We start from the raw sequence: 18,786 nt of genomic DNA on the forward strand, positions 1-18,786 counted from the left end.
GGGGCGGGGGTGCCTGTGGTGGCGGCGTCATCGGTCATGAGGAGTACGCGCTGTTCTCGTGGACGTAGTCGGCGGTCAGGTCGTTGGTCCACACGGTGGCGTCCTGGTCGCCGGCGCGCAGGTCGGCGGTGATGCGCACCTCGCGGTAACGCATGTCGACCAGGTCGCGGTCGGCGCCCGCGGTGCCGTTCTCGCAGACCGGTACGCCGTTGATGGAGACGTTCAGCCGGTCGGGGTCGAAGACGGCGGAGGTGGTGCCGATGGCCGACAGCACCCGGCCCCAGTTGGGGTCCTCGCCGTGCACGGCGCACTTCAGCAGGTTGTTGCGGGCGATGGAGCGTGCGACCTCCACCGCGTCCTCCTCGGTGGCCGCGCCGATGACCTCGACCAGGATGTCCTTGGACGCCCCCTCGGCGTCCTTCACCAGTTGCAGCGCGAGGTCGGCGCAGACCGCGCGGACCGCCTCGGCGAAGACGTCCGCGTCGGGGACGACCTCGGAGGCGCCGGAGGAGAGCAGCAGCACGGTGTCGTTGGTGGACATGCAGCCGTCGGAGTCGACCCGGTCGAAGGTGGTCCGGGTGGCGGCGCGCAGGGCCCGGTCGAGCTGGCCGGAGTCCACGTCGGCGTCGGTGGTGAGGACGGCCAGCATGGTGGCCAGGCCCGGGGCGAGCATGCCGGCGCCCTTGGCCATGCCGCCGACGGTCCAGCCGTTGCCGGTGGCCACGGCCGTCTTGTGGACGGTGTCGGTCGTCTTGATGGCGATGGCCGCCTTCTCGCCCCCGTGGTCGCTGAGCGACTCGGCGGCGACGGTGACCCCGGCCAGCAGCCGGTCCATGGGCAGCCGGACGCCGATCAGGCCGGTCGAGGCGACGGCGACCTCGGCCGCGCTGAGGCCGAGGTCGCCGGCGACGCGCTCGGCGGTGGCGTGGGTGTCCTGGAAGCCCAGCGGCCCGGTACAGGCGTTGGCGCCACCGGAGTTGAGGACGACCGCGGAGACCCGGCCGCCCTTGAGCACCTGCTCGGACCAGTGCACCGGGGCCGCCTTGACGCGGTTGGCCGTGAAGACGCCGGCGGCGGCCTGGCGGGGCCCGCGGTTGACGACCAGCGCCAGGTCCGGGCCGCCGCTGTCCTTGATCCCGGCGGCGATGCCCGCCGCCTGGAATCCCTTCGCCACGGTCACGCTCATGGGGCCACTCCGGTGGTGGGAAGTCCGAGCTCCTCGGGAAGACCGAGGGCGATGTTCATGCTCTGCAGGGCGCCGCCGGCGGTGCCCTTGGTGAGGTTGTCGATGGCGCAGACGACCACGGCGCGTCCGGCGTTCTCGTCGAGCGCGACCTGCAGCAGCGCCGTGTTCGAGCCCTGGACGGCGCCCGTGGAGGGCCACTGGCCCTCGGGCAGCAGCCGCACGAACGGCTCGTCGGCCAGCGCCTTGGCGTAGCTCTCGCGCAGCCGCGCGGCGCTGACACCCTCGCGGACCCGGGCGGTGCAGGTGGCGAGGATGCCGCGCGCCATCGGCGCGAGGGTCGGGGTGAAGGAGACGGTGACCGGCTCGCCCGCGACCTGCGAGAGGTTCTGGGTGATCTCGGGGGTGTGCCGGTGGACGCCGCCGACGCCGTAGGGGCTCATCGAGCCCATGACCTCGCTGCCGAGCAGGTGGGGCTTGGCCGCCTTGCCCGCTCCGGAGGTCCCCGAGGCGGCGACGATGACGGCCTCGGGCTCGGTCAGCCCGGCCGCGTAGGCGGGGAAGAGCGCGAGGGTGACGGCCGTCGGGTAGCAGCCGGGGACGGCGATCCGGCGGGTGGCGCGCAGCAGGTCGCGGGCGCCGGGCAGTTCGGGGAGGCCGTAGGGCCAGGTGCCCGCGTGCTCGGTGTCGTAGTACCGGGACCACGCCTGCGCGTCGCGCAGCCGGAAGTCGGCGCCGCAGTCCACGATCAGCGTGCTCTCGCCGAGTGCCTCGGCGACGGCGGCCGACTGGCCGTGGGGCAACGCCAGGAAGACCACGTCGTGCCCGGCCAGCACCTCGGGCGTGGTCGGCTCCAGCACGCGGTCGGCGAGCGGTGCCAGGTGCGGCTGCAGTCCGCCGAGGGGCTGCCCGGCGTTGGAGTTACCCGTCAGGGCGCCGATCTCGATCTGCGGGTGTCCCAGCAGCAGGCGCAGGATCTCGCCCCCCGCGTATCCGCTCGCTCCCGCCACCGCAGCACGCACAGCCATAGCCTCCTCCATCGACTCGAAGGCATGACTATACGCATCAATGCAGACCTATGCAATGCGGAGCCATCGGGAGCGCACGAACCCTCCCTGCTCTCACATCTGCGGCGAAGCGGACTGTGGGCCCGGTTGGCCACAGCGGCTGAACGAGCGTCGCGGGTGGCCGACGCCCGAGGTCAGTCCAGCGTCTGGGTCAGTTCGCTGCGTGCCGAGGTGTGCACCAGCCGGCCGTTCGCTCCGTTGACGATGGGCAGGTACGGCGGAACATGCCCGCACTCGACATCAGCGATGATCGGGACGTTCAGAGGGCCGAGTGCGTCGAGAACGGCTTCGTGCTGGGTGAGGGAGCGGGCGTCAGGTGCCGAGGTCCGGCCGACGAGTACCGCGTTCGCCGCGTCGAAGAATCCGGCCAGCCGCATCCCGTGCAGGTTCCTGCAGATGGCGAACGCGTCGTCGCCGCCCGCTTCGACATAGACGAGGAGCCCGTTCCGGGACTCGGCTCGTGCGAAGGCGGACGTGTCGAGGTAGGCCGTCCCCGCGAGGTTGCAGAGCATCTCGACGCAGCCCCCGATCAGGCGTCCGCCGACCTCCACGTCTCCGACCGCGTCCAGCCTGGCCCACCGGCCGGTCGCGTCGAGGGTGTACTCGCGCACCTCAGGCTGGGCGCGGTAGTCGTCCCAGCCGGTGGACCGGTAGCGGTTGGGCGGCGACTGTGTGAACCGGTGCCCCCGCGGAGCGGCGGCGATGTCGAGCCACGACAAGAGCCCGTCAGGTTGCCGGTAGGGCGTGTCCATGAGGTTGTTGCCGTGCACGGTCGCCGTTCCCGTGAGGAGGGTGAGCGGCGCCATGATCGTCGACAGGTCGGAATATCCGACAAGCCAGGTCGGCTCGGCATCACGCAGCCGGTCCCAGTCGAGCAGGGACAGCAGGTCGATCGCCAGCTCCCCACCCCACGGCGGCGCCACAGCCCTGATCCGGGGATCCGTCAGCATCGACGTCAACTCACCGGCGCGATCGGCCGCCGAGGCACTGACATGACCGGCGCCGTCCATGCAGTCACCGACGACCACCTCGTATCCCCGGGCCTCCACATCGCGAACTGCCACGTCGAGGCGCGCACGCAACTCCGTCGCGACCCCGCTCGAAGGTGACGTGATGCCGACGCGGTCACCGGGACGCAGGGGGCGTGGATACCGAACGGCCATGCGGTGGATTCTCGCACGACGCTCCGGCCCTGCCACGACGACTTCCGCGACGCGAGGGACGGACGGCAGACCCGGAAACGCCCCGTTCCCCGAGCGAGAAAGACCGTGGCCGGCTTGGTCGGTGGTCGGCCGCCGGACGGTGTTCTCGCCCCTGCGGCAGAGCCCGTCGCGCGGGCCCGGAGGCCCTGCCGACGGGCCGCCGGGTCAGGAGCGCGGCGCCCGGCGCTGCTTCGCCTCCTCGGCCTGCTTCTCCTTGGCGTGCTTCTCCTTGATGCGGTCCGTCTCCTTGCGCACCTCGGCCTGGGTGGCGCGTTCCCGCTCCAGCCATTCGGGGCTCTCCTGACGGAGGTCCTCGATCTGCTCGGTGGTCAGCGCCTCGGTGACGCCGCCGCGGGCCAGTCCGGCGTTGGAGACGCCCAGCCGGGCCGCGACCACCGGGCGGGGGTGGGGTCCGTTGCGACGCAGCTCGGTCAGCCATGCGGGCGGGTCGGTCTGCAGCGCGTTCAGTTCCGCGCGTGAGACGACGCCCTCCTGGAACTCGGCGGGGGTGGCTTCGAGGTACACACCCAGCTTCTTCGCCGCGGTGGCGGGCTTCATGGTCTGGCTGGTCTGCTGCGACGTCATGGGTCCAGGGTATCGAGGGTGTGCGGCCCCTCCGACCACGCCCGGTAACCTGGCACCCGTGACTGGCTCGGAGGCATCCCCGACGTTCCGGCTCCTCTACGTCCCGGGAGTGACGCCCACCAAGTGGGTGCGGATCTGGAACGAGCGGCTGCCGGACGTGCCGCTGGTCCTGGACCAGGTGCCGGCCGTGGAGGCCGCCGCCGCCCTGCGCGAGCGCCGCGCGGACGCCGGTTTCGTCCGGGTCCCCGCCGACCGGGACGGGCTCAGCCTGATCCCGCTGTACACGGAGACCACGGTGGTGGTCGTCCCGAAGGACCATCTGTTCGCGGCGGCCGAGGAGATCACCGCCGAGGACCTCGCGGACGAGATCGTGCTGCACCCGCACGACGACACCCTCGGCTGGGAGAGCCCGCCGGGGCTGCCCGCCTTCGAACGGCCGGCGACCACGGCGGACGCCGTCGAGCTGGTGGGGGCGGGCATCGGCGTGCTGGTCGTGCCGCAGTCCCTGGCCCGGCTCCACCACCGCAGGGACCTCACCTACCGGACGGTCACCGGTGTCCCGCAGTCGGGCGTCGGGCTCTCCTGGCCGGAGGACGCGACCACCGATCTGGTCGACGACTTCATCGGCATCGTCCGGGGCCGCACGGTCAACAGCACGCGCGGCCGCCGGGCCTCGGCGGCCGACGAGCAGCAGGGCGGACGGCCGGAGAAGGCCCGGAAAAAGGAGCAGGGCCACAAGGCGGGCTCGGGCACCGGCGGTGGCCGGGGCAAGGCCCCTGCGAAGGGCGCCAAGGGCGGCAGGGGTGGCCAGAGCGGCGCGGGCGCCGCCCGGCGCGGTGGTACCCGCGGACGTCCCCGCCGCCGCTCCTGATCCACGTGCCGTCAGCGAGCGGCACCGGGCGCTCGGCGGCGGGCCTCGCGCTCAGCCGGCCGGCTTCTCCCAGACCGAGACATGGCGGGTGCTCTCCCCGGTGAAGGGCTCCTCGCCCCAGCCCTCCCAGCGTTCGGACAGTCGCAGTCCCGCCAGCCGTGCCATGAGGTCCAGTTCGGCCGGCCAGACGTAGCGGAACGGGATGCTGCGCCTGCGTCCCCGCCCGTCGTCGGTCACCGTGAGGTAGTTGGAGCTCATCGCCTGGGTCGCCGGGTCGTAGCGGTCGTAGGCCCATCCGTTCCCGCTGACGCGGAAGGGCACGGCGTCCTGGCCGGGCGGGAGGCGGCGCAGGTCGGGGACGGCCACCTCGACGACGAAGCGGCCACCGGGGTCGAGCTGGGAGGCGACGGAGCGGAAGCACTCCACCTGGGCGTCCTGGGTGGTGAGGTTCATGATCGTGTTGAAGACCAGATAGGCGAGGGAGAAGCCGCCGCCCACCCGCGTCGTGGCGAAGTCACCGATGGTCACCTCCACGCGGTCGCCTCCCGGCTTGGCCCGCATCCTGGCCGTCATCGCGCGGGAGAGGTCGATGCCGTGCACCGGTACGCCGCGCCGCGAGAGCGGGAGCGCGATGCGTCCGGTGCCGACGCCCAGTTCCAGTGCCCGGCCACCGCCGGACCGGGCGGCGAGGAATCCGGCGGTCTTCTCGATGGTCTCGCGGCTGAACTCGCTGTCGGTGGAGTCGTCGTAGGTCGCGGCGATGGGCTCGCCGAAGTAGCCGTCGCGGTCGTCCATCGGCGGAACCTAACGCCTCGTCGGCGGGCGGCCAACCGGTTTTCGTGGCGCGTCGGCGGCCCGGAAATCCCGTGGCGGTGGCGCGGGCGCTCGCCTAGCCTCGCCGGATGCTGCATGCGGAGTTCGATGACGCGCGCCTGGTATCCGTCTACGACGCGGAGTACTCCTGGTCCCGGGACGACGACTTCTTCCTGTCGGTGGTGGACGAGACACCCGGCTCACGGGTCCTGGACCTGGGATGCGGGACCGGGCGGCTGGCCCTGGGGCTCGCCGCCGCCGGGCACACGGTGACCGGGGTGGACCCGGCGGCGGCGTCCGTGGCCGCCGCCCGGGCGAAGCCGGGAGCCGACAGTGTGACCTGGGTGGACGGCACTTCGGCCGATCTGCCCACGGCGGCCTTCGATGTGGCGGTGATGACCAGTCATGTCGCCCAGTTCTTCGTGGAGGACGCCGCGTGGCGTCAGGCGCTCACCGATCTGCGGCGGTCGCTGCGGCCGGGCGGCCGGCTGGTGTTCGACACCCGCGATCCGCGCGACCGCCGCTGGGAGCGCTGGAATCCGGCCGATTCGCGGCGGAGCGTCGCGCTGCCCGACGGTTCCGTGGTGGAGGTGTGGACCGAGGTCACCGAGGTCCGGGACTCGGTTGTCGGGTTCACCCACCACTACACGCTGCCCGGCGGGGAGGTGGTCCGGAGTACGGCGCGGCTGCGGTTCCGGGACGAGGGGGAGCTGCGTGGGTCGCTCTCCGAGGCGGGCTTCGCCGTGGAGCGGCTCTACGGAGGGTTCGGGCGGGAGGCCGTGGGGGCCGGCGACGGCGAGCTGCTGGTCATCGCCCGCGCGGTCGGCTGAGCGGTCGGCTGAGCGGTCTCCCGAGGGCAGCCGGCGCCCGGAGTGCGAATCACCTTGCGCGCCGGGGAGCGCACGCTGAGTTTACCGGCGCCCGAGCCCCAGGAAAACTGTCCGTAGCCATGCGGAAACACGGTTGTTCCACACCTCGGCTTCAGTACCCGCATGGAGATATCCGCACCCGGACGAGAGCTCGCGGCGTTCACCGTCGAGCTGCGCGCGCTGACCGCGGAACTCGACCCCGGGGCCGACTGGTACGCGGCCTTCGCCCGCCGGGTGCCCACCGATCTGGAGACCTGGCTCTCCGGCCTGGACCTCCCGCCCTGGGACGTGGTCGCCGACCTCGTCCAGGATCTGGTGGCCGTGCGCGGGCCGCTGGCCGCCCGCGAGCGGGAGGTGCGGCTGCGTGACCGCTACGCCGCCGCGGCCTGTGCCCAGGACGCCCGGCCGACCGCCCGCGCCGACCTCGCGCGCCGGGCGGGCCTGGTGGAACACGCGGAACGGGAGTCGTTCGAACGGGGCCACCGCCTCGCCGTCGCCGAGCGCTCGGCGCGGCTGGCCGGTCACCAGCAGGAGGCGGCACGGCTCGCCGCCCTGCGGATGTGGGCGGAGGACGACGGGGCCCGGCACCGCTCCCGGCTGGCGGAGTTCCACGCCCGGCTGGCCGCGCTGGCCGCCCGGGCGGGCCCGTCCCCGACCGTCCCCGAGCAGCGCGACGGGTCCGCTTCTCCCCCGGTGCCCACCGCGCCCGCGCGTGGCGCCCGCTTCGCCGACACCGCTTCCGCGGCGCCCCCGCCGGACATCCGGCCGGAGCGTGCCGCCCGGCCTCGCGGCGCACGGTTCGCCGGGCTGGACGCCGACACCGGAGGACGGCAGCCGTCCGCCCCGCCCCGGCCCTCGCCCCACAGCGAGGAGGACCGCAAGGCGGCCACGGCGTTCATCGCCCGGATGCTGCGGCTGCGCACCGCAGGCAGCGGCGGTGCGGTGCACGCCACCCTCTGTGAGGCGGTCAACGGCCCGCCGGAACGGCTGCCCCTGGTGGTGGAGGCCATGGAGCGCGCCGGGATGGGAACCGAGATCACCACCCTGCTGTGGGAGGCCGCCGCGCTGCCGCCCGGCCCCATGGCGGGGATCGCCCGTGCCCTCGCGGACGCGGGCCGGGGCAGCCAGTGCGGCCAGCTGCTGCGCCAGGGCGCCGCCCGGCCCTCGTCCGAGGCGGGCACGATCGCGGCGGAGCTGGTCTCCGCGGGCCGCACCGGCGAGGCAGTCACGCTGCTCACCGCTCTGGTCCGGGCGCGCCGGGCGGCCGACGCGGTGGGCGCCGCCAGGGCCGCCCCCGAGGTCGTGCCGCACCTGCTGGACGCCGCCCGCCGGGTCTCCCCGGCCCACCACCACGCGATCACCACCGAACTTCGCCGCGCGGGCGTAGCCTGAGGGCATGGCTCCACGCTTCGCGATCACGCCGCAGCGGCTGGCCTGGGTACTCGCCCGGCCGCTGGCCATCGCCCTCGCCCAGCGCCTGGCGCGCGCCGCGTTCCACCGCGCGGCGGCGGCCTACGCACAGCGGCGGGCCCGCCGCGCGACCTGGCAGGACCCGGCCCCCGGTGGCGGTGCGGGCGTCTCACGCAGTCGCCGGCTGGTCCCGGACCACTCGCCGGGCGGCGACGGGCGACGGCCCGGCGCACGGTAGGCCCTCCTGGGGAAGGCTCCGGGGAAGGCCCGGGGAAAGCCGGGAGCACCGGTCGGCTGCGCGCGGGCGGCGCCTCCCGTGTTTCGATGGGTACATGATCGATGAACAGCTGGCCGCTGCGGCCGAGGAAGCGGTACGGAGAGCGGCCGCAGAGGAGATCATGCCGCGCTGGCGCCAGCTCGCCGACGACGAGGTGACCGCCAAGTCCGGTCCGCACGATCTGGTGACGGTGGCGGACCGCGGCGCGGAGCGCCATCTGACCAGCGCCCTGACCGAGCTGCTGCCGGGTTCGGTCGTCGTGGGTGAGGAGGGCGTCCACGAGGACCCGTCCCGGTACGAGGCGCTCCAGGGCGACGCTCCGGTGTGGATCGTGGACCCCGTGGACGGCACCCGGCAGTTCGTCCGGGGCGAGCCGGGCTTCTGCACCCTGGTCGCGCTCGCGCGCGGCGGGACGCTGTACGCGTCGTGGACGTACGCGCCGGCGCGCGGGCTGATGGCGACGGCCCGTCGCGGCGGCGGGGCGTGGCTCAACGGTGTCCGCCTGGAGGCGGGTTCACCCGGCCCCGGACCGCTGGAGGTGGCGACCTCGCATCCGGACTTCACCGACGAGGACCAGAAGCGGGCGCTCGGCGCTCTGTGGACCGACGGCGTCGATCCCCGGCCGTGCGGCTCGGCCGGGCTGGAGTATCTGCGCATCGCCCGGGGGCAGTTGGACGCCGTGGCGTTCTCCTGGGAGCTGGCGTGGGACCATGCGGCGGGGCTCCTGCTGGTGACGGAGGCCGGCGGTTTCCAACGAACCCTGGCCGACCGGCCGTTCTCCCTGACCGGGCACAACACCCTGCCGTTCACGGCTGCGCGTGACGAGCCGACGGCGCGGCGTATCCTCGGGTTGCTGGCGGCCGGCCGGCCGCAGGCGGCCTGACTCGGCGGCGAGGGGAGCGCGCGGTGGCGATGATGTCCGATGTGGTGGTGGTCGGTGCCGGCCCCAACGGCCTGACGGCCGCCGTCGAACTGGCTCGGCGGGGCCTGGCGGTGGAGGTGTTCGAGGCGCTGGAGACCGTCGGGGGTGGCGCGCGCACCGAGGAGCTGACGCTGCCGGGGTTCCGGCACGATCCCTGTTCGGCGGTCCACCCGATGGGCGTGGGCTCCCCCGCGTTCGCGGCGCTGCCCCTGGAGCGGCACGGTCTGCGGTGGCTGCACCCGGAGCTGCCGATGGCTCACCCCTTCCCGGACGGCTCGGCCGCGGTGCTCTCCCGGTCCGTGGGCGAGACGGCCCTGTCGCTGGGGCCCGGGGACGCGGACCGTTACCGGCGCCTGATGGAGCCGTTCACCGGCCGCTGGGCGTCGCTGGCCGAGGACTTCCTGACCGTGCCGTGGCAGGGGCTGCCCAACGAGCCGCTGACGCTGGCGCGGTTCGGGCTGGCGGGCCTGCCGCCGGTCTCCTGGCTCTCGCGGCGATTCGAGGGGGAGAAGGCACGGGGGCTGCTGGCGGGGCTGGCGGCCCATGTGATCTCGCCGCTGCGCACGCCGACGACGGGTGCGATCGCGCTGGTCTTCGCCCTGGCCGCGCACGACCGGGGCTGGCCGGTGGCGCGGGGTGGTTCACAGGCGGTCTCCGACGCTCTCGCCGGCTGTCTGCGCTCCCACGGCGGCGTGATCCACACCGGGATCACGGTGCGGCGGCTGGATGAGCTGCCCCCGGCGCGCGCCTATGTCTTCGACACCTCACCCACCGCGCTGGCGCGTATCGCGGGCCTGGGCGACGTCTACCGGCGGTTCCGGTACGGGGCGGCCGCATTCAAGATCGACTACGCGCTGGACGGGCCGGTTCCCTGGACGTCACCGGAGGCCCGCCGGGCCGGCACGGTCCACCTGGGGCCCACCGCCGGTGAGATCGATACCGCGCTGCGCGACGCCACGGGCGGACGGGCGCCGGAGGTGCCCTTCATGATCACCTCCCAGCCGACCGGGATCGACCCCGGGCGCGCGCCGGAGGGCAAGCATGTCTTCTGGGCCTACGGCCATGTGCCGCACGGCTGGCGGGGCGATCTGACGGCGGCGATGGAGCGTCAGATCGAGCGCTTCGCCCCCGGGTTCTCCGATCTGGTGCTGGCGCGGGCGGTGGCCGGGCCGCCCGAACTCGCCGCCCGTAACGCCAACTACGTCGGCGGGGACATCGCGTGCGGGGCCTTCTCCGGGCTTCAGACGATGCTCCGGCCCGGCCCGGCCCGCAATCCGTACGCGACGCCGCATCCGGCGGTCTTCCTGTGTTCCTCCGCCAGCTGGCCGGGGCCGGGAGTGCACGGCATGTCCGGCCACAACGCGGCGAAGGCGGTCTTCCTGCGGCTGCACGGCCGGGGCTGACCCCGCCGGAGGGGCGGGGTCAGCGGCCCGGCCGCGCGGCGCGTCGGCGCTGCGGCCGCGCCGGGTCCGGTCAGTCGCCCCGCCTCTCCCGGGTGGAGTCGGCGGCGCGGCGCAGCCGACGGTGACGGGTGCTCTGTTCGTCCACGGCCTCACCGACCATGGCGCGGACGGCCGAACGCAGGCCGCGGATGGGCAGGTTGCGGGAGACTCCCGCTCCCGGGTCCTTCCGCAGCTCCTTGATGAGGGCGTAGCACATCAGCAGCATCACCACGGCGAACGGCAGCGCCACCAGGATGGTGGCCGACCGGAGCGCGTCGAGCCCGCCGGCGACGAGCAGCACGGCGGCCACCGCCGACATCAGCACGCCCCAGGTGACGACCAGCCAGCCGCGCGGGTGCAGGGCCCCGCCGCTGGTGAGCGAGGCCATGACCAGCGAGGCGGAGTCGGCGCTGGTGACGAAGTAGACCATCACCAGCACGATGGCGACGAACGAGGTGATGGTGCCCAGCGGCAGCGCGTCCAGCAGTCCGAACAGCCCGGCCTCCTCACCGTCGTTCGCGATGGCCCCGGTCAGGTCCGCCCGGCCGGTGGCGTCGGTGCGGATGGCGCTGCCACCCATGACGGAGAACCAGACGATCGAGGCGCCGCTGGGGACGAGCAGCACGCCGAGGAGGAACTCGCGCACCGTACGGCCGCGTGAGATACGGGCGATGAAGGTGCCGACGAACGGCGCCCACGACAGCCACCAGGCCCAGTAGAAGATGGTCCAGGTGCCCATCCACTCCTGTTGTCCGAAGGCGCCGGTCTGTGTGGAGAGCGTCAGCAGTTCCTGAAGGTAGACGCCGACTCCGGACGGCAGCGAGTCGAGGATGTAGACGGTCGGGCCGAGCAGGAAGACGAAGAACATGAGCGCGGCGGCCAGGAAGACGTTCATCGTGCTGAGCCACTTGACCCCCCGGTGGATACCGGAGAACGCGGAGAGGACGAACGCCGCGCCGAGCGCGACGATGATGATCAGCTCCAGGGTCTGGCTGTCCTCGATCCCGGTGGTCAGGTTGAGGCCGCGCGCGACCTGGAGCGCTCCCAGACCGAGGCTGGTGGCCGTGCCGAAGACCGTGGCGAAGACCGCGAGCAGGTTGATCAGCTTGCCCGGCCAGCCGGCCGCCCGTCGTTCGCCGATGAGCGGGACGAAGACGGAGCTGAGCTGGTTGCCCCGGCCCTTGCGGAAGGTGGCGTAGGCCAGCCCGAGGCCCGCGACCGCGTAGATCGCCCAGGGGTGCAGGGTCCAGTGGAAGAAGGAGTACTCCAGTGCGTGGCCGGCGGCCGCTCCCGACTCGGGCTCGGCGTCGGTGAACGGCGGCGGATCGGCGAAGTGCATCAGCGGTTCCCCGACGCCGAAGAACATCAGGCCGATCCCCATGCCGGCGCTGAACATCATCGCGATCCACGCCAGGTTGGTGAACTCGGGCTCGTCGTCGTCCTGTCCGAGCCGGACGCGTCCGAACCTGCTCAGCGCCAGCACCACGGCGATCACGAGGAAGGCGTCCGCTCCGACCACGAAGAGCCAGGCGAAGTTGTCCAGGACCCATTCCAGCGCGGTGTCGGCCACCGAGGAGAAGTTGTCCGTGCCGGCCGCGGCCCACACCACCATCGCCACCACCAAGGCGACGCCGATGGCGACGAGCTTGAGGTCGGGCGGCGGATCGACCCGGTCTTCCGGGGTGGCCGCGTCGGGTGAGGGCTGGGGAGCACCAGCGTCCGTACTCATATCCCTGAACTATGGTGCGGTTCACCCGTTTTGTCCTTACGGCGCGCCGAACGGGTGAGGCACGGGGGGTGACGCGGTGCCGGGCGCCGCCGGGCGGCCGGATAGGGTCGCCCACGCGTATGCCCGGACGAGCGAAGGCCAGGTACCAGCGATGACCACGACCACACGGGTGCTGATCGCCGCGGACAAGTTCAAGGGGTCGCTGACGGCCGCCGCTGTCGCCGAGCGGGTGACGGCGGGGCTGCGCGCCGAACACCCGGACGTCGTGGTGGAGTCGCTGCCGGTCGCGGACGGCGGTGACGGGACCGTGGCGGCGGCGGTCGCCGGGGGTTTCGAGGCACGTCGGGTGACCGTGACCGGCCCGTTGGGCGAACCGGTCGAGGCGCTGTACGCGCTGCGCGGGGACACCGCGGTGGTGGAGATGGCCGCAGCCTCCGGGCTGGCGCTGCTGCCGCCCGGCGTGTTCGAGCCCCTGACCGCCACCACCGCCGGCACCGGCGAGCTGGTGCGGGCGGCCCTGGCGGCCGGGGCGCGCACCGTGGTCCTGGGGGTGGGGGGCTCCGCCACCAACGACGGCGGCGCCGGCATGCTCACCGCGCTGGGCGCCCGGTTGCTGGACGCCACCGGCAAGCCGCTCCCGCCGGGCGGGGGCGCGCTGCGGGACATCGCGGCCGCCGACCTCTCCGGACTCGACCCCCTGCTGGCCGGGGCGCGGATCGTGCTCGCCGGCGATGTGGACAACCCGCTGACCGGGCCGCACGGCGCGGCGGCGGTCTACGGGCCGCAGAAGGGCGCGTCCGAGACCGATGTGGCGGCCCTGGACGCTGCGTTGCAGCAGTACGCGCGCGTCCTCGGCGCCGCCGCGGGCGAGGGCGCGGCGGCCCTGGCCCAGTCCCCCGGCGCGGGCGCTGCCGGCGGAATGGGGTTCGGGGCGCTGGCCGGGCTGGGCGCCGCGTTCCGGCCCGGCATCGAGGTGATGCTGGAGGTCCTCGGCTTCGAGGCCGCCCTGCACCGCGCCGACCTGGTGATCACCGGTGAGGGGTCGCTGGACCGGCAGACGCTGCACGGGAAGGCCCCCGCCGGGGTGGCGGCGGCGGCGCGGGCGGCTGGACGGCGCGTCGTCGCGGTGTGCGGGCGCCTGGACATCGACGAGGCGGCGCTGCGCGGCGCGGGCATCGAGCGGGCCTATCCGCTGACCTCGCTGGAGCCCGACCCGGCGGTCTGTGTGGCGCAGGCGGGTCCGCTGCTGGAGCGCCTGGCCCGGCAGGTGGCCACCGACCTGCTGTGAACCGCGCGGAGCGCCGCGCACGAGGCGCCGGGCGTTCCCCGCCCAGGGGACGCGCCGCCCGTGCGGCACGACCGCGCGGAGCGGGTCAGGGCTCGGTGACGGAGACGACGTAGACCCGTGGCCGTTCGGGCTTGGTGAGGTCGACCGTGATGGCCACCACCGGTTCGTCCGGGGACTGCCGCACCGTGATGCCGGCCAGTTCCCGGTTCCGTGGGTCGAGCGTCCAGCCGACGGCGCCCGCCGCCTCGTCGGTGATGGTGACATCACCGGCGCGCAGTTCGGCCCGCTGGGAGCCGAGATCCTCCAGGAAGCGGCTGAGCTGCTCGGGCGAGGTGCGGAACTGCACCCACATCGTCGAGCGGTCCCAGCTGTTGTCCTCGTAGTGGCCCACATAGGTGGAGCCGTCCGGTATCGGGATGTCGTAGATCCGGCGCTGGACCTTGCTGGGCCATTCGTAGACCAGGCCGCGCGCGGCGGCGGCGCGCGCCTTGTCCTCGCCGCTGTCGCGGCTCTGCTCGGCGGAGACGACCGCGTAGCCGGCCGGGATGGCGATGAGCAGCCCGACCACCACCGCGGTCAGCCAGCGGCGCCGGGGCACGTGCGGGGGGCGCCGCGGGGTGTACTCGGGCGGCCGCCGGACGTTCACCGGCCGCCCTCCGCGCGGGGCGCTGCCGGGACCCGCAGACCGGCGCGGTGGATGCGTTCGGCACGCCGCCGGTTGGCGCGCACGAAGCGGCGGGCCACCAGGCGGGCCAGGTCGGCGGCGCCGACCATGCCGGCGTCGGCGCCGAGCTGCGCCCGGACGATCGACGCCTCCGGCCGGTAACCGCGCCCGGTCAGCTGGCGGCGGAACGCCTCCCGCGCGGGCCCGATCAGCAGGTCGTCGGCGGCACTGACACCGCCGCCGATGACGAAGCGGGCCGGGTCGAGGGCGGCGGCGAGGTTGGCGAGGCCGACGCCGAGCCAGCGGCCGATCTCCTCCAGCAGCTCGACGCACATGGCGTCGCCGTCCCGGGCCAGCTCGGTGATCAGCGGCCCGGTGATCTCGTCGATCTGGCCGCCGACCCGGGCGAGGATGGTGTGGGCGACCGGGGAGTCGGCGGCGGCCAGCTCGCGCGCCTCACGCACCAGGGCGTTGCCGGAGCTGTACTGCTCCCAGCAGCCCCGGTTGCCGCAGGGGCAGCGGTGCCCGCCGGGCACGACCTGCATGTGGCCGAACTCGCCGGCGACGCCGTACTTGCCGCGCTTGACGCGTCCGTCCTCCAGCGCCGCCCCGCCGATGCCGGTGCCCAGGGTGATCATGACCAGGTCGTCCTCGCCGCGTCCGGCGCCGAAGCGCCACTCCGCCCAGGCGGCGGTGTTGGCGTCGTTGTCGACCAGGATCGGGACGGCCAGGCGGGTGGCCAGTGCCTCGCGCAGCGGCTCGTTGCGCCAGGCGAGGTGCGGTGCGAACAGCACGCGGGAACGGTCGGCGTCGACCCAGCCGGCGGCTCCGATGCCGACCGCGTGGACGTCGTGCCGGTCGGAGAGGTCCAGCACCAGCTCGGTGATGACGTCCTCGACGACCTTGGGGCTCTTCGACTTGTCGGGCGTCTCGGCCCGGATGCGCTCCAGGATGGTGCCGTCGGCGTCGACCACACCGGCCGCGACCTTGGTGCCGCCGATGTCGATACCGACGGTGGGAACCCTCGGCGCGGAGAGGTGGGAGCGGCGCTCGCGGGTGGCGATGGTGCGCAGGACGGTCGCCCGCGCGGTCCCCCGGTGCACGCGCTCGCGGTACGTATTCATCGTCACCGATTCTGCCCTACTCATGTGCGTCCGGCCCGGGAGGAGCGGTGCGGCGCAGCTCGTGGCTCAGCTCGGCCAGCTCGCTGCCTCCCGCCATCTGCCGGGTCAGCTCGTCCAGGGTGATCTCGCCGGCGGCGTGGGCGCCGGCCATGGTTCCGCGCTTGAGCAGCACGAAGCGGTCGGCGACCAGGTGGGCGTGGTGCGGGTTGTGGGTGACCAGCACCACGCCGAGGCCCTCGTCGCGGGCGGCGGCGACACGGCGCAGGACGACACCGGCCTGTTTGACGCCGAGGGCGGCGGTCGGCTCGTCCAGCACCAGGACGCGGGCACCGAAGTGCACCGCGCGGGCGATGGCCACCGACTGGCGTTCACCGCCGGAGAGGGTGCCGATGGGCTGGTCGACGTCGCGCAGGTCGATGCCCATCCGCAGCAGGCGCTCGCGCGTGGTCGAGCGCATCAGCCGGACGTCGAGGCGGCGCAGCGGGCCTCGGCCGAGGGTGGGTTCGGAGCCGAGGAAGAAGTTCCGCCAGACCGGCATCAGCGGGATCATCGCGAGGTCCTGGTAGACGGTGGCGATGCCCAGGTCCAGCGCGGAACGCGGTGAGGAGAGCGTGGTCTCCTCACCGTCGACGCGGTAGTAGCCGGCGTCGTGGCGGTGCAGCCCGGAGATGATCTTGATGAGGGTGGACTTGCCGGCGCCGTTGTCGCCGAGGACGCAGGTCACCTCGCCGGCGCGCACGGTCAGCGAGACACCCTCCAGGGCGCGGATGCTCCCGTAGTGCTTGGCGACGGACTCCAGCTCCAGCAGCGGGGGCGTGGCCCCGCCGTCGGCGTCACCGTCCTGACCGTCGTCGTCGGGCCGGCGGCCGTCGGGCTGGTCGCCGTCGTGCTCGTCGTGGTCGTGGGGTGAGGTCATCCGGCGGCCTCCGCGCGCTTGCGAATCCAGAGGTTCAGCAGGGTGGCGAGCAGCAGCATCGCACCGAGGAAGAACTTGAACCAGTTGGGGTCCCACTGGGCGAAGACGATGCCCTTGCTGGTCATGCCGAAGATCAGCGCGCCGACCGCGGCGCCGATCGCCGAGCCGTAGCCGCCGGTGAGCAGGCACCCGCCGATGACGGCCGCGGCGATGTAGATCAGCTCGTTGCCGACGCCCTCGCCGGACTGGACCACGTTGTAGTTGAAGAGCAGGTGCTGCCCGGAGATCCAGGCGCCGAACGCGACCCCGAGATAGAGGCCGATCTTGGTGCGTTCCACCGGCACACCGACCGCGCGCGCCGCGTCACGGCCGCCGCCGACGGCGAAGATCCAGTTGCCGGCGGTGGTGCGCAGCAGGATCCAGGTGGCCAGCGCCACCAGGCCGATCCACCACAGGACCGTGACCTGGACGGCGAAGCCGCCGATGTCCAGCTGGGAGGCGAACAGGGCCCGCGCCTCGGGGAAGCCGTCCATGTCGGCGATGGACTTGGTCGCCACCGTGCCGCTGATCAGCTTGGTGAAGCCGAGGTTGAGTCCGGTCAGCATCAGGAAGGTGCCGAGCGTGATAATGAAGGACGGCAGGCCGGTGCGGGTGAGCATCAGCCCGTTGAACAGGCCCAGCGCGAGCGTGGCGGCGAGCGAGACGACGACACCGACCCACACGTTGGCGGTGAACTGGTAGCTCACCATCGAGGAGATCAGCGCGGAGGAGGTGACCATCACCCCCGCCGAGAGATCGAACTCGCCGCCGATCATCAGCAGTGCGACGGGCACGGCCATGATGCCGATGGTGGACGCGGCGTACAGCACGGTGCCCAGGCTGCCGGCGCGCAGAAAGTTGTCGGCGACGATCGCGAAGACCAGGAAGACGGCGAGCGCGCCGAGGACCGAGCCCAGTTCGGGCCGGCCGATCAGCCGGCGCAGCGGGGAGCGCGGCAGCAGCCGCTCGTCCTCGGCCGCTGCCGCCGCGACGGCGCTCACCTGGTCCCCCGCCGGGCGTAGTCGGCCAGTTCCTCGGCCTGGTCGGGCGTGACGATCTGCGGCCCGGTCAGCACGGGCTGCCCGCCGCCGAGCATGTTGCCGTTGGAGAGCCACAGCCAGAGCAGGTCCACGGACTGGTAGCCCTGGAGGTAGGGCTGCTGGTCGACGGCGAACTCCAGGGTGCCCTCGCCGAGGGCGGTGGCCACCTCGGGGTTGAGGTCGAAGGTGACGGTCCGGGCGTCGCTGCCCGCCTGGGAGGCGGCCTTGGCGGCCACGGTGGCGAAGGGAGCGCCGAGGGTGACGACGGTGTCCACGTCGCTGCCGGAGATCAGCTTCGCCTCGATGGCGGACTCGACGCCGGGCATGTTGGTGCCGTCGACGTAGAGGCTCTCCAGCGTCCCCTCGAAGGTCGCGCGGACGCCGTCGCAGCGCTGCTCGTGGCCGATGTTGCCCTGTTCGTGCAGGACGCAGACGGCGGAACGGGCGTCCAGGTCGTTGAGCTCGTGGCCGACGGCTTCGCCCGCCAGTTCTTCGTCCTGCCCGATGTGGGCCAACGCGCCGAACCGCTCGGACAGCTCCTGGCCGGAGTTGACCGTGATCACCGGGATACCGGCGTCCACGGCGGCGCGGACGGCCGACTCCATCGCGTCGGGCTTGGCCAGGGTCACGATGAGGCCGTCCACGTCCTGGTTGATCGCGGTGCGCACCAGTTCGGCCTGCCGGCCGGCCTCGTCGTCGTGGGAGTAGAGGAACTCGATGTTGTCCTTGTCGGCGGCCTGCTGGGCGCCGCTGCGGACGATGTCCCAGTAGGTGTCGCCCTCACCGGAGTGGGTCACCATGGCGACGGTCCAGCGGGGGGTGTCCACGGCGGACTGGCCGCCGGAGCGGCGCTGCTCGTCCTCGGCGCGTTTGCCGCCGGTGGAGCTGCACCCGGCGAGCAGCGCCAGTACGGCGAGGGCGCTGACCGCCGCGGCCGCGCGGCGCGCGGGCCGGGCGCGACGCCGGTTCCCGGTGGTCGGGTGGTCTCCCGGAGGGCTCGCGGTCCCCGGACCGCCTCTCGGCCTGTGCACGCGGTTGTCGCTCCCTCGGTCTCACCCATGTACCGGGCACCGGCCGCGGGCTGCGGCCGGGGGTCCCGGCGCGGACATCCGTGCGGTATGGATATCCGACCGATCTTCCGGCACAGGGCACCCTATCTCCGGGAGCGCGGTACCGCCGCCGCCAGGCACCGGATACGCGGCGCACGCGGCCGCGTGCGCGCCTCCTCCCCGGGCCCCGGTACTCGGCCGCCCCGGGGGTGCGCGCCGTCACCCCGCCCGCCGGACGCGCGGCGGTGGTCCCCTCCTGCGTGACGCAGAGCACGCCCGGACGGCGTTCGCCCGTG

Annotated in this window: 18 protein-coding genes; 7 read left to right on the forward strand and 11 right to left on the reverse strand. The window is 73.5% G+C overall.

Going from position 1 to position 18,786, the window contains the following annotated elements; genetic code table 11:
• Positions 1 to 34 precede the first annotated feature (34 nt).
• From argJ to E0D90_RS04005, 4 genes are all read right to left on the reverse strand, one after another.
• Positions 35 to 1,186 carry a bifunctional glutamate N-acetyltransferase/amino-acid acetyltransferase ArgJ gene (argJ, locus tag E0D90_RS03990; protein ID WP_130796606.1) on the reverse strand — a complete coding sequence of 384 codons (1,152 nt, stop codon included), beginning with the start codon at positions 1,184 to 1,186 and terminating at the stop codon, positions 35 to 37.
• On the reverse strand, positions 1,183 to 2,211 hold the full coding sequence (argC, locus tag E0D90_RS03995; RefSeq protein WP_103503574.1) for an N-acetyl-gamma-glutamyl-phosphate reductase: 1,029 nt from the start codon (positions 2,209 to 2,211) through the stop codon (positions 1,183 to 1,185). The genes argJ and argC overlap by 4 nt, the downstream gene beginning before the upstream one ends.
• A gap of 173 nt (positions 2,212 to 2,384) precedes the next feature.
• The gene (locus tag E0D90_RS04000) at positions 2,385 to 3,314 is read right to left on the reverse strand and encodes a S66 family peptidase (RefSeq protein ID WP_438827366.1); all 930 of its coding nucleotides are present in this window, start codon (positions 3,312 to 3,314) and stop codon (positions 2,385 to 2,387) included.
• A 303-nt stretch (positions 3,315 to 3,617) separates the two neighbouring features.
• Entirely contained in the window at positions 3,618 to 4,037 is a 420-nt protein-coding gene (locus E0D90_RS04005; RefSeq protein WP_103503576.1) for a DUF5997 family protein, read from the reverse strand.
• 58 nt (positions 4,038 to 4,095) lie between these two features.
• Here E0D90_RS04005 and E0D90_RS04010 point away from each other — a divergent pair, with 58 nt between their 5' ends.
• On the forward strand, positions 4,096 to 4,908 hold the full coding sequence (locus tag E0D90_RS04010; RefSeq protein ID WP_130796608.1) for a LysR substrate-binding domain-containing protein: 813 nt from the start codon (positions 4,096 to 4,098) through the stop codon (positions 4,906 to 4,908).
• A gap of 51 nt (positions 4,909 to 4,959) precedes the next feature.
• Here E0D90_RS04010 and E0D90_RS04015 read toward each other — a convergent pair whose 3' ends face one another.
• Positions 4,960 to 5,703 (reverse strand): class I SAM-dependent DNA methyltransferase, encoded by a 744-nt coding sequence (locus E0D90_RS04015; protein WP_130796609.1) that lies wholly within the window; start codon positions 5,701 to 5,703, stop codon positions 4,960 to 4,962.
• 107 nt (positions 5,704 to 5,810) lie between these two features.
• On the opposite strand from E0D90_RS04015, the gene E0D90_RS04020 reads away from it, so the two are divergent.
• The 5 genes from E0D90_RS04020 to E0D90_RS04040 all read left to right on the forward strand — a co-directional run bounded on the left by E0D90_RS04020 (position 5,811) and on the right by E0D90_RS04040 (position 10,602).
• On the forward strand, positions 5,811 to 6,551 hold the full coding sequence (locus tag E0D90_RS04020; protein ID WP_130796610.1) for a class I SAM-dependent methyltransferase: 741 nt from the start codon (positions 5,811 to 5,813) through the stop codon (positions 6,549 to 6,551).
• Positions 6,552 to 6,713: 162 nt separating this feature from the next.
• Positions 6,714 to 7,982 (forward strand): hypothetical protein, encoded by a 1,269-nt coding sequence (locus E0D90_RS04025; protein WP_130796611.1) that lies wholly within the window; start codon positions 6,714 to 6,716, stop codon positions 7,980 to 7,982.
• Positions 7,983 to 7,986: 4 nt separating this feature from the next.
• Positions 7,987 to 8,238 (forward strand): hypothetical protein, encoded by a 252-nt coding sequence (locus E0D90_RS04030; RefSeq protein WP_103502547.1) that lies wholly within the window; start codon positions 7,987 to 7,989, stop codon positions 8,236 to 8,238.
• 94 nt (positions 8,239 to 8,332) lie between these two features.
• Positions 8,333 to 9,160 carry an inositol monophosphatase family protein gene (locus tag E0D90_RS04035; RefSeq protein WP_103502546.1) on the forward strand — a complete coding sequence of 276 codons (828 nt, stop codon included), beginning with the start codon at positions 8,333 to 8,335 and terminating at the stop codon, positions 9,158 to 9,160.
• A gap of 32 nt (positions 9,161 to 9,192) precedes the next feature.
• Positions 9,193 to 10,602, forward strand: coding sequence for a phytoene desaturase family protein (locus tag E0D90_RS04040; protein ID WP_130796623.1), 1,410 nt, complete (start codon positions 9,193 to 9,195; stop codon positions 10,600 to 10,602).
• Between the two features lie 70 nt (positions 10,603 to 10,672).
• On the opposite strand, the gene E0D90_RS04045 is transcribed toward E0D90_RS04040, so the two are convergent.
• A complete protein-coding gene (locus E0D90_RS04045) occupies positions 10,673 to 12,370 on the reverse strand; it encodes a BCCT family transporter (RefSeq protein ID WP_103528158.1) in 1,698 nt (565 codons plus the stop codon).
• Positions 12,371 to 12,521: 151 nt separating this feature from the next.
• Here E0D90_RS04045 and E0D90_RS04050 point away from each other — a divergent pair, with 151 nt between their 5' ends.
• The gene (locus tag E0D90_RS04050; RefSeq protein ID WP_130796612.1) at positions 12,522 to 13,658 is read left to right on the forward strand and encodes a glycerate kinase; all 1,137 of its coding nucleotides are present in this window, start codon (positions 12,522 to 12,524) and stop codon (positions 13,656 to 13,658) included.
• A gap of 85 nt (positions 13,659 to 13,743) precedes the next feature.
• Here the strand turns inward: E0D90_RS04050 and E0D90_RS04055 are convergent, their stop codons facing one another.
• Genes E0D90_RS04055 through E0D90_RS04075 form a run of 5 tightly spaced genes read right to left on the reverse strand, consistent with a single transcriptional unit; the run spans position 13,744 to position 18,349 of the window.
• Positions 13,744 to 14,304 (reverse strand): hypothetical protein, encoded by a 561-nt coding sequence (locus E0D90_RS04055; RefSeq protein ID WP_103528106.1) that lies wholly within the window; start codon positions 14,302 to 14,304, stop codon positions 13,744 to 13,746.
• Complete coding sequence (locus tag E0D90_RS04060; RefSeq protein WP_103501851.1) at positions 14,301 to 15,446, reverse strand: ROK family glucokinase; 1,146 nt, start codon at positions 15,444 to 15,446, stop codon at positions 14,301 to 14,303. The genes E0D90_RS04055 and E0D90_RS04060 overlap by 4 nt, the downstream gene beginning before the upstream one ends.
• A 16-nt stretch (positions 15,447 to 15,462) precedes the next feature.
• Positions 15,463 to 16,362 (reverse strand): ATP-binding cassette domain-containing protein, encoded by a 900-nt coding sequence (locus E0D90_RS04065; RefSeq protein WP_130796613.1) that lies wholly within the window; start codon positions 16,360 to 16,362, stop codon positions 15,463 to 15,465.
• On the reverse strand, positions 16,359 to 17,402 hold the full coding sequence (locus tag E0D90_RS04070) for an ABC transporter permease (RefSeq protein ID WP_103528104.1): 1,044 nt from the start codon (positions 17,400 to 17,402) through the stop codon (positions 16,359 to 16,361). Before E0D90_RS04070 ends, E0D90_RS04065 begins: the two co-directional genes overlap by 4 nt.
• The gene (locus E0D90_RS04075) at positions 17,399 to 18,349 is read right to left on the reverse strand and encodes a sugar ABC transporter substrate-binding protein (RefSeq protein WP_227869973.1); all 951 of its coding nucleotides are present in this window, start codon (positions 18,347 to 18,349) and stop codon (positions 17,399 to 17,401) included. The genes E0D90_RS04070 and E0D90_RS04075 overlap by 4 nt, the downstream gene beginning before the upstream one ends.
• Positions 18,350 to 18,786 lie beyond the last annotated feature (437 nt).

Source organism: Streptomyces otsuchiensis (assembly GCF_004305975.1).
Classification (GTDB): Bacteria; Actinomycetota; Actinomycetes; order Streptomycetales; family Streptomycetaceae; genus Streptomyces; species Streptomyces otsuchiensis.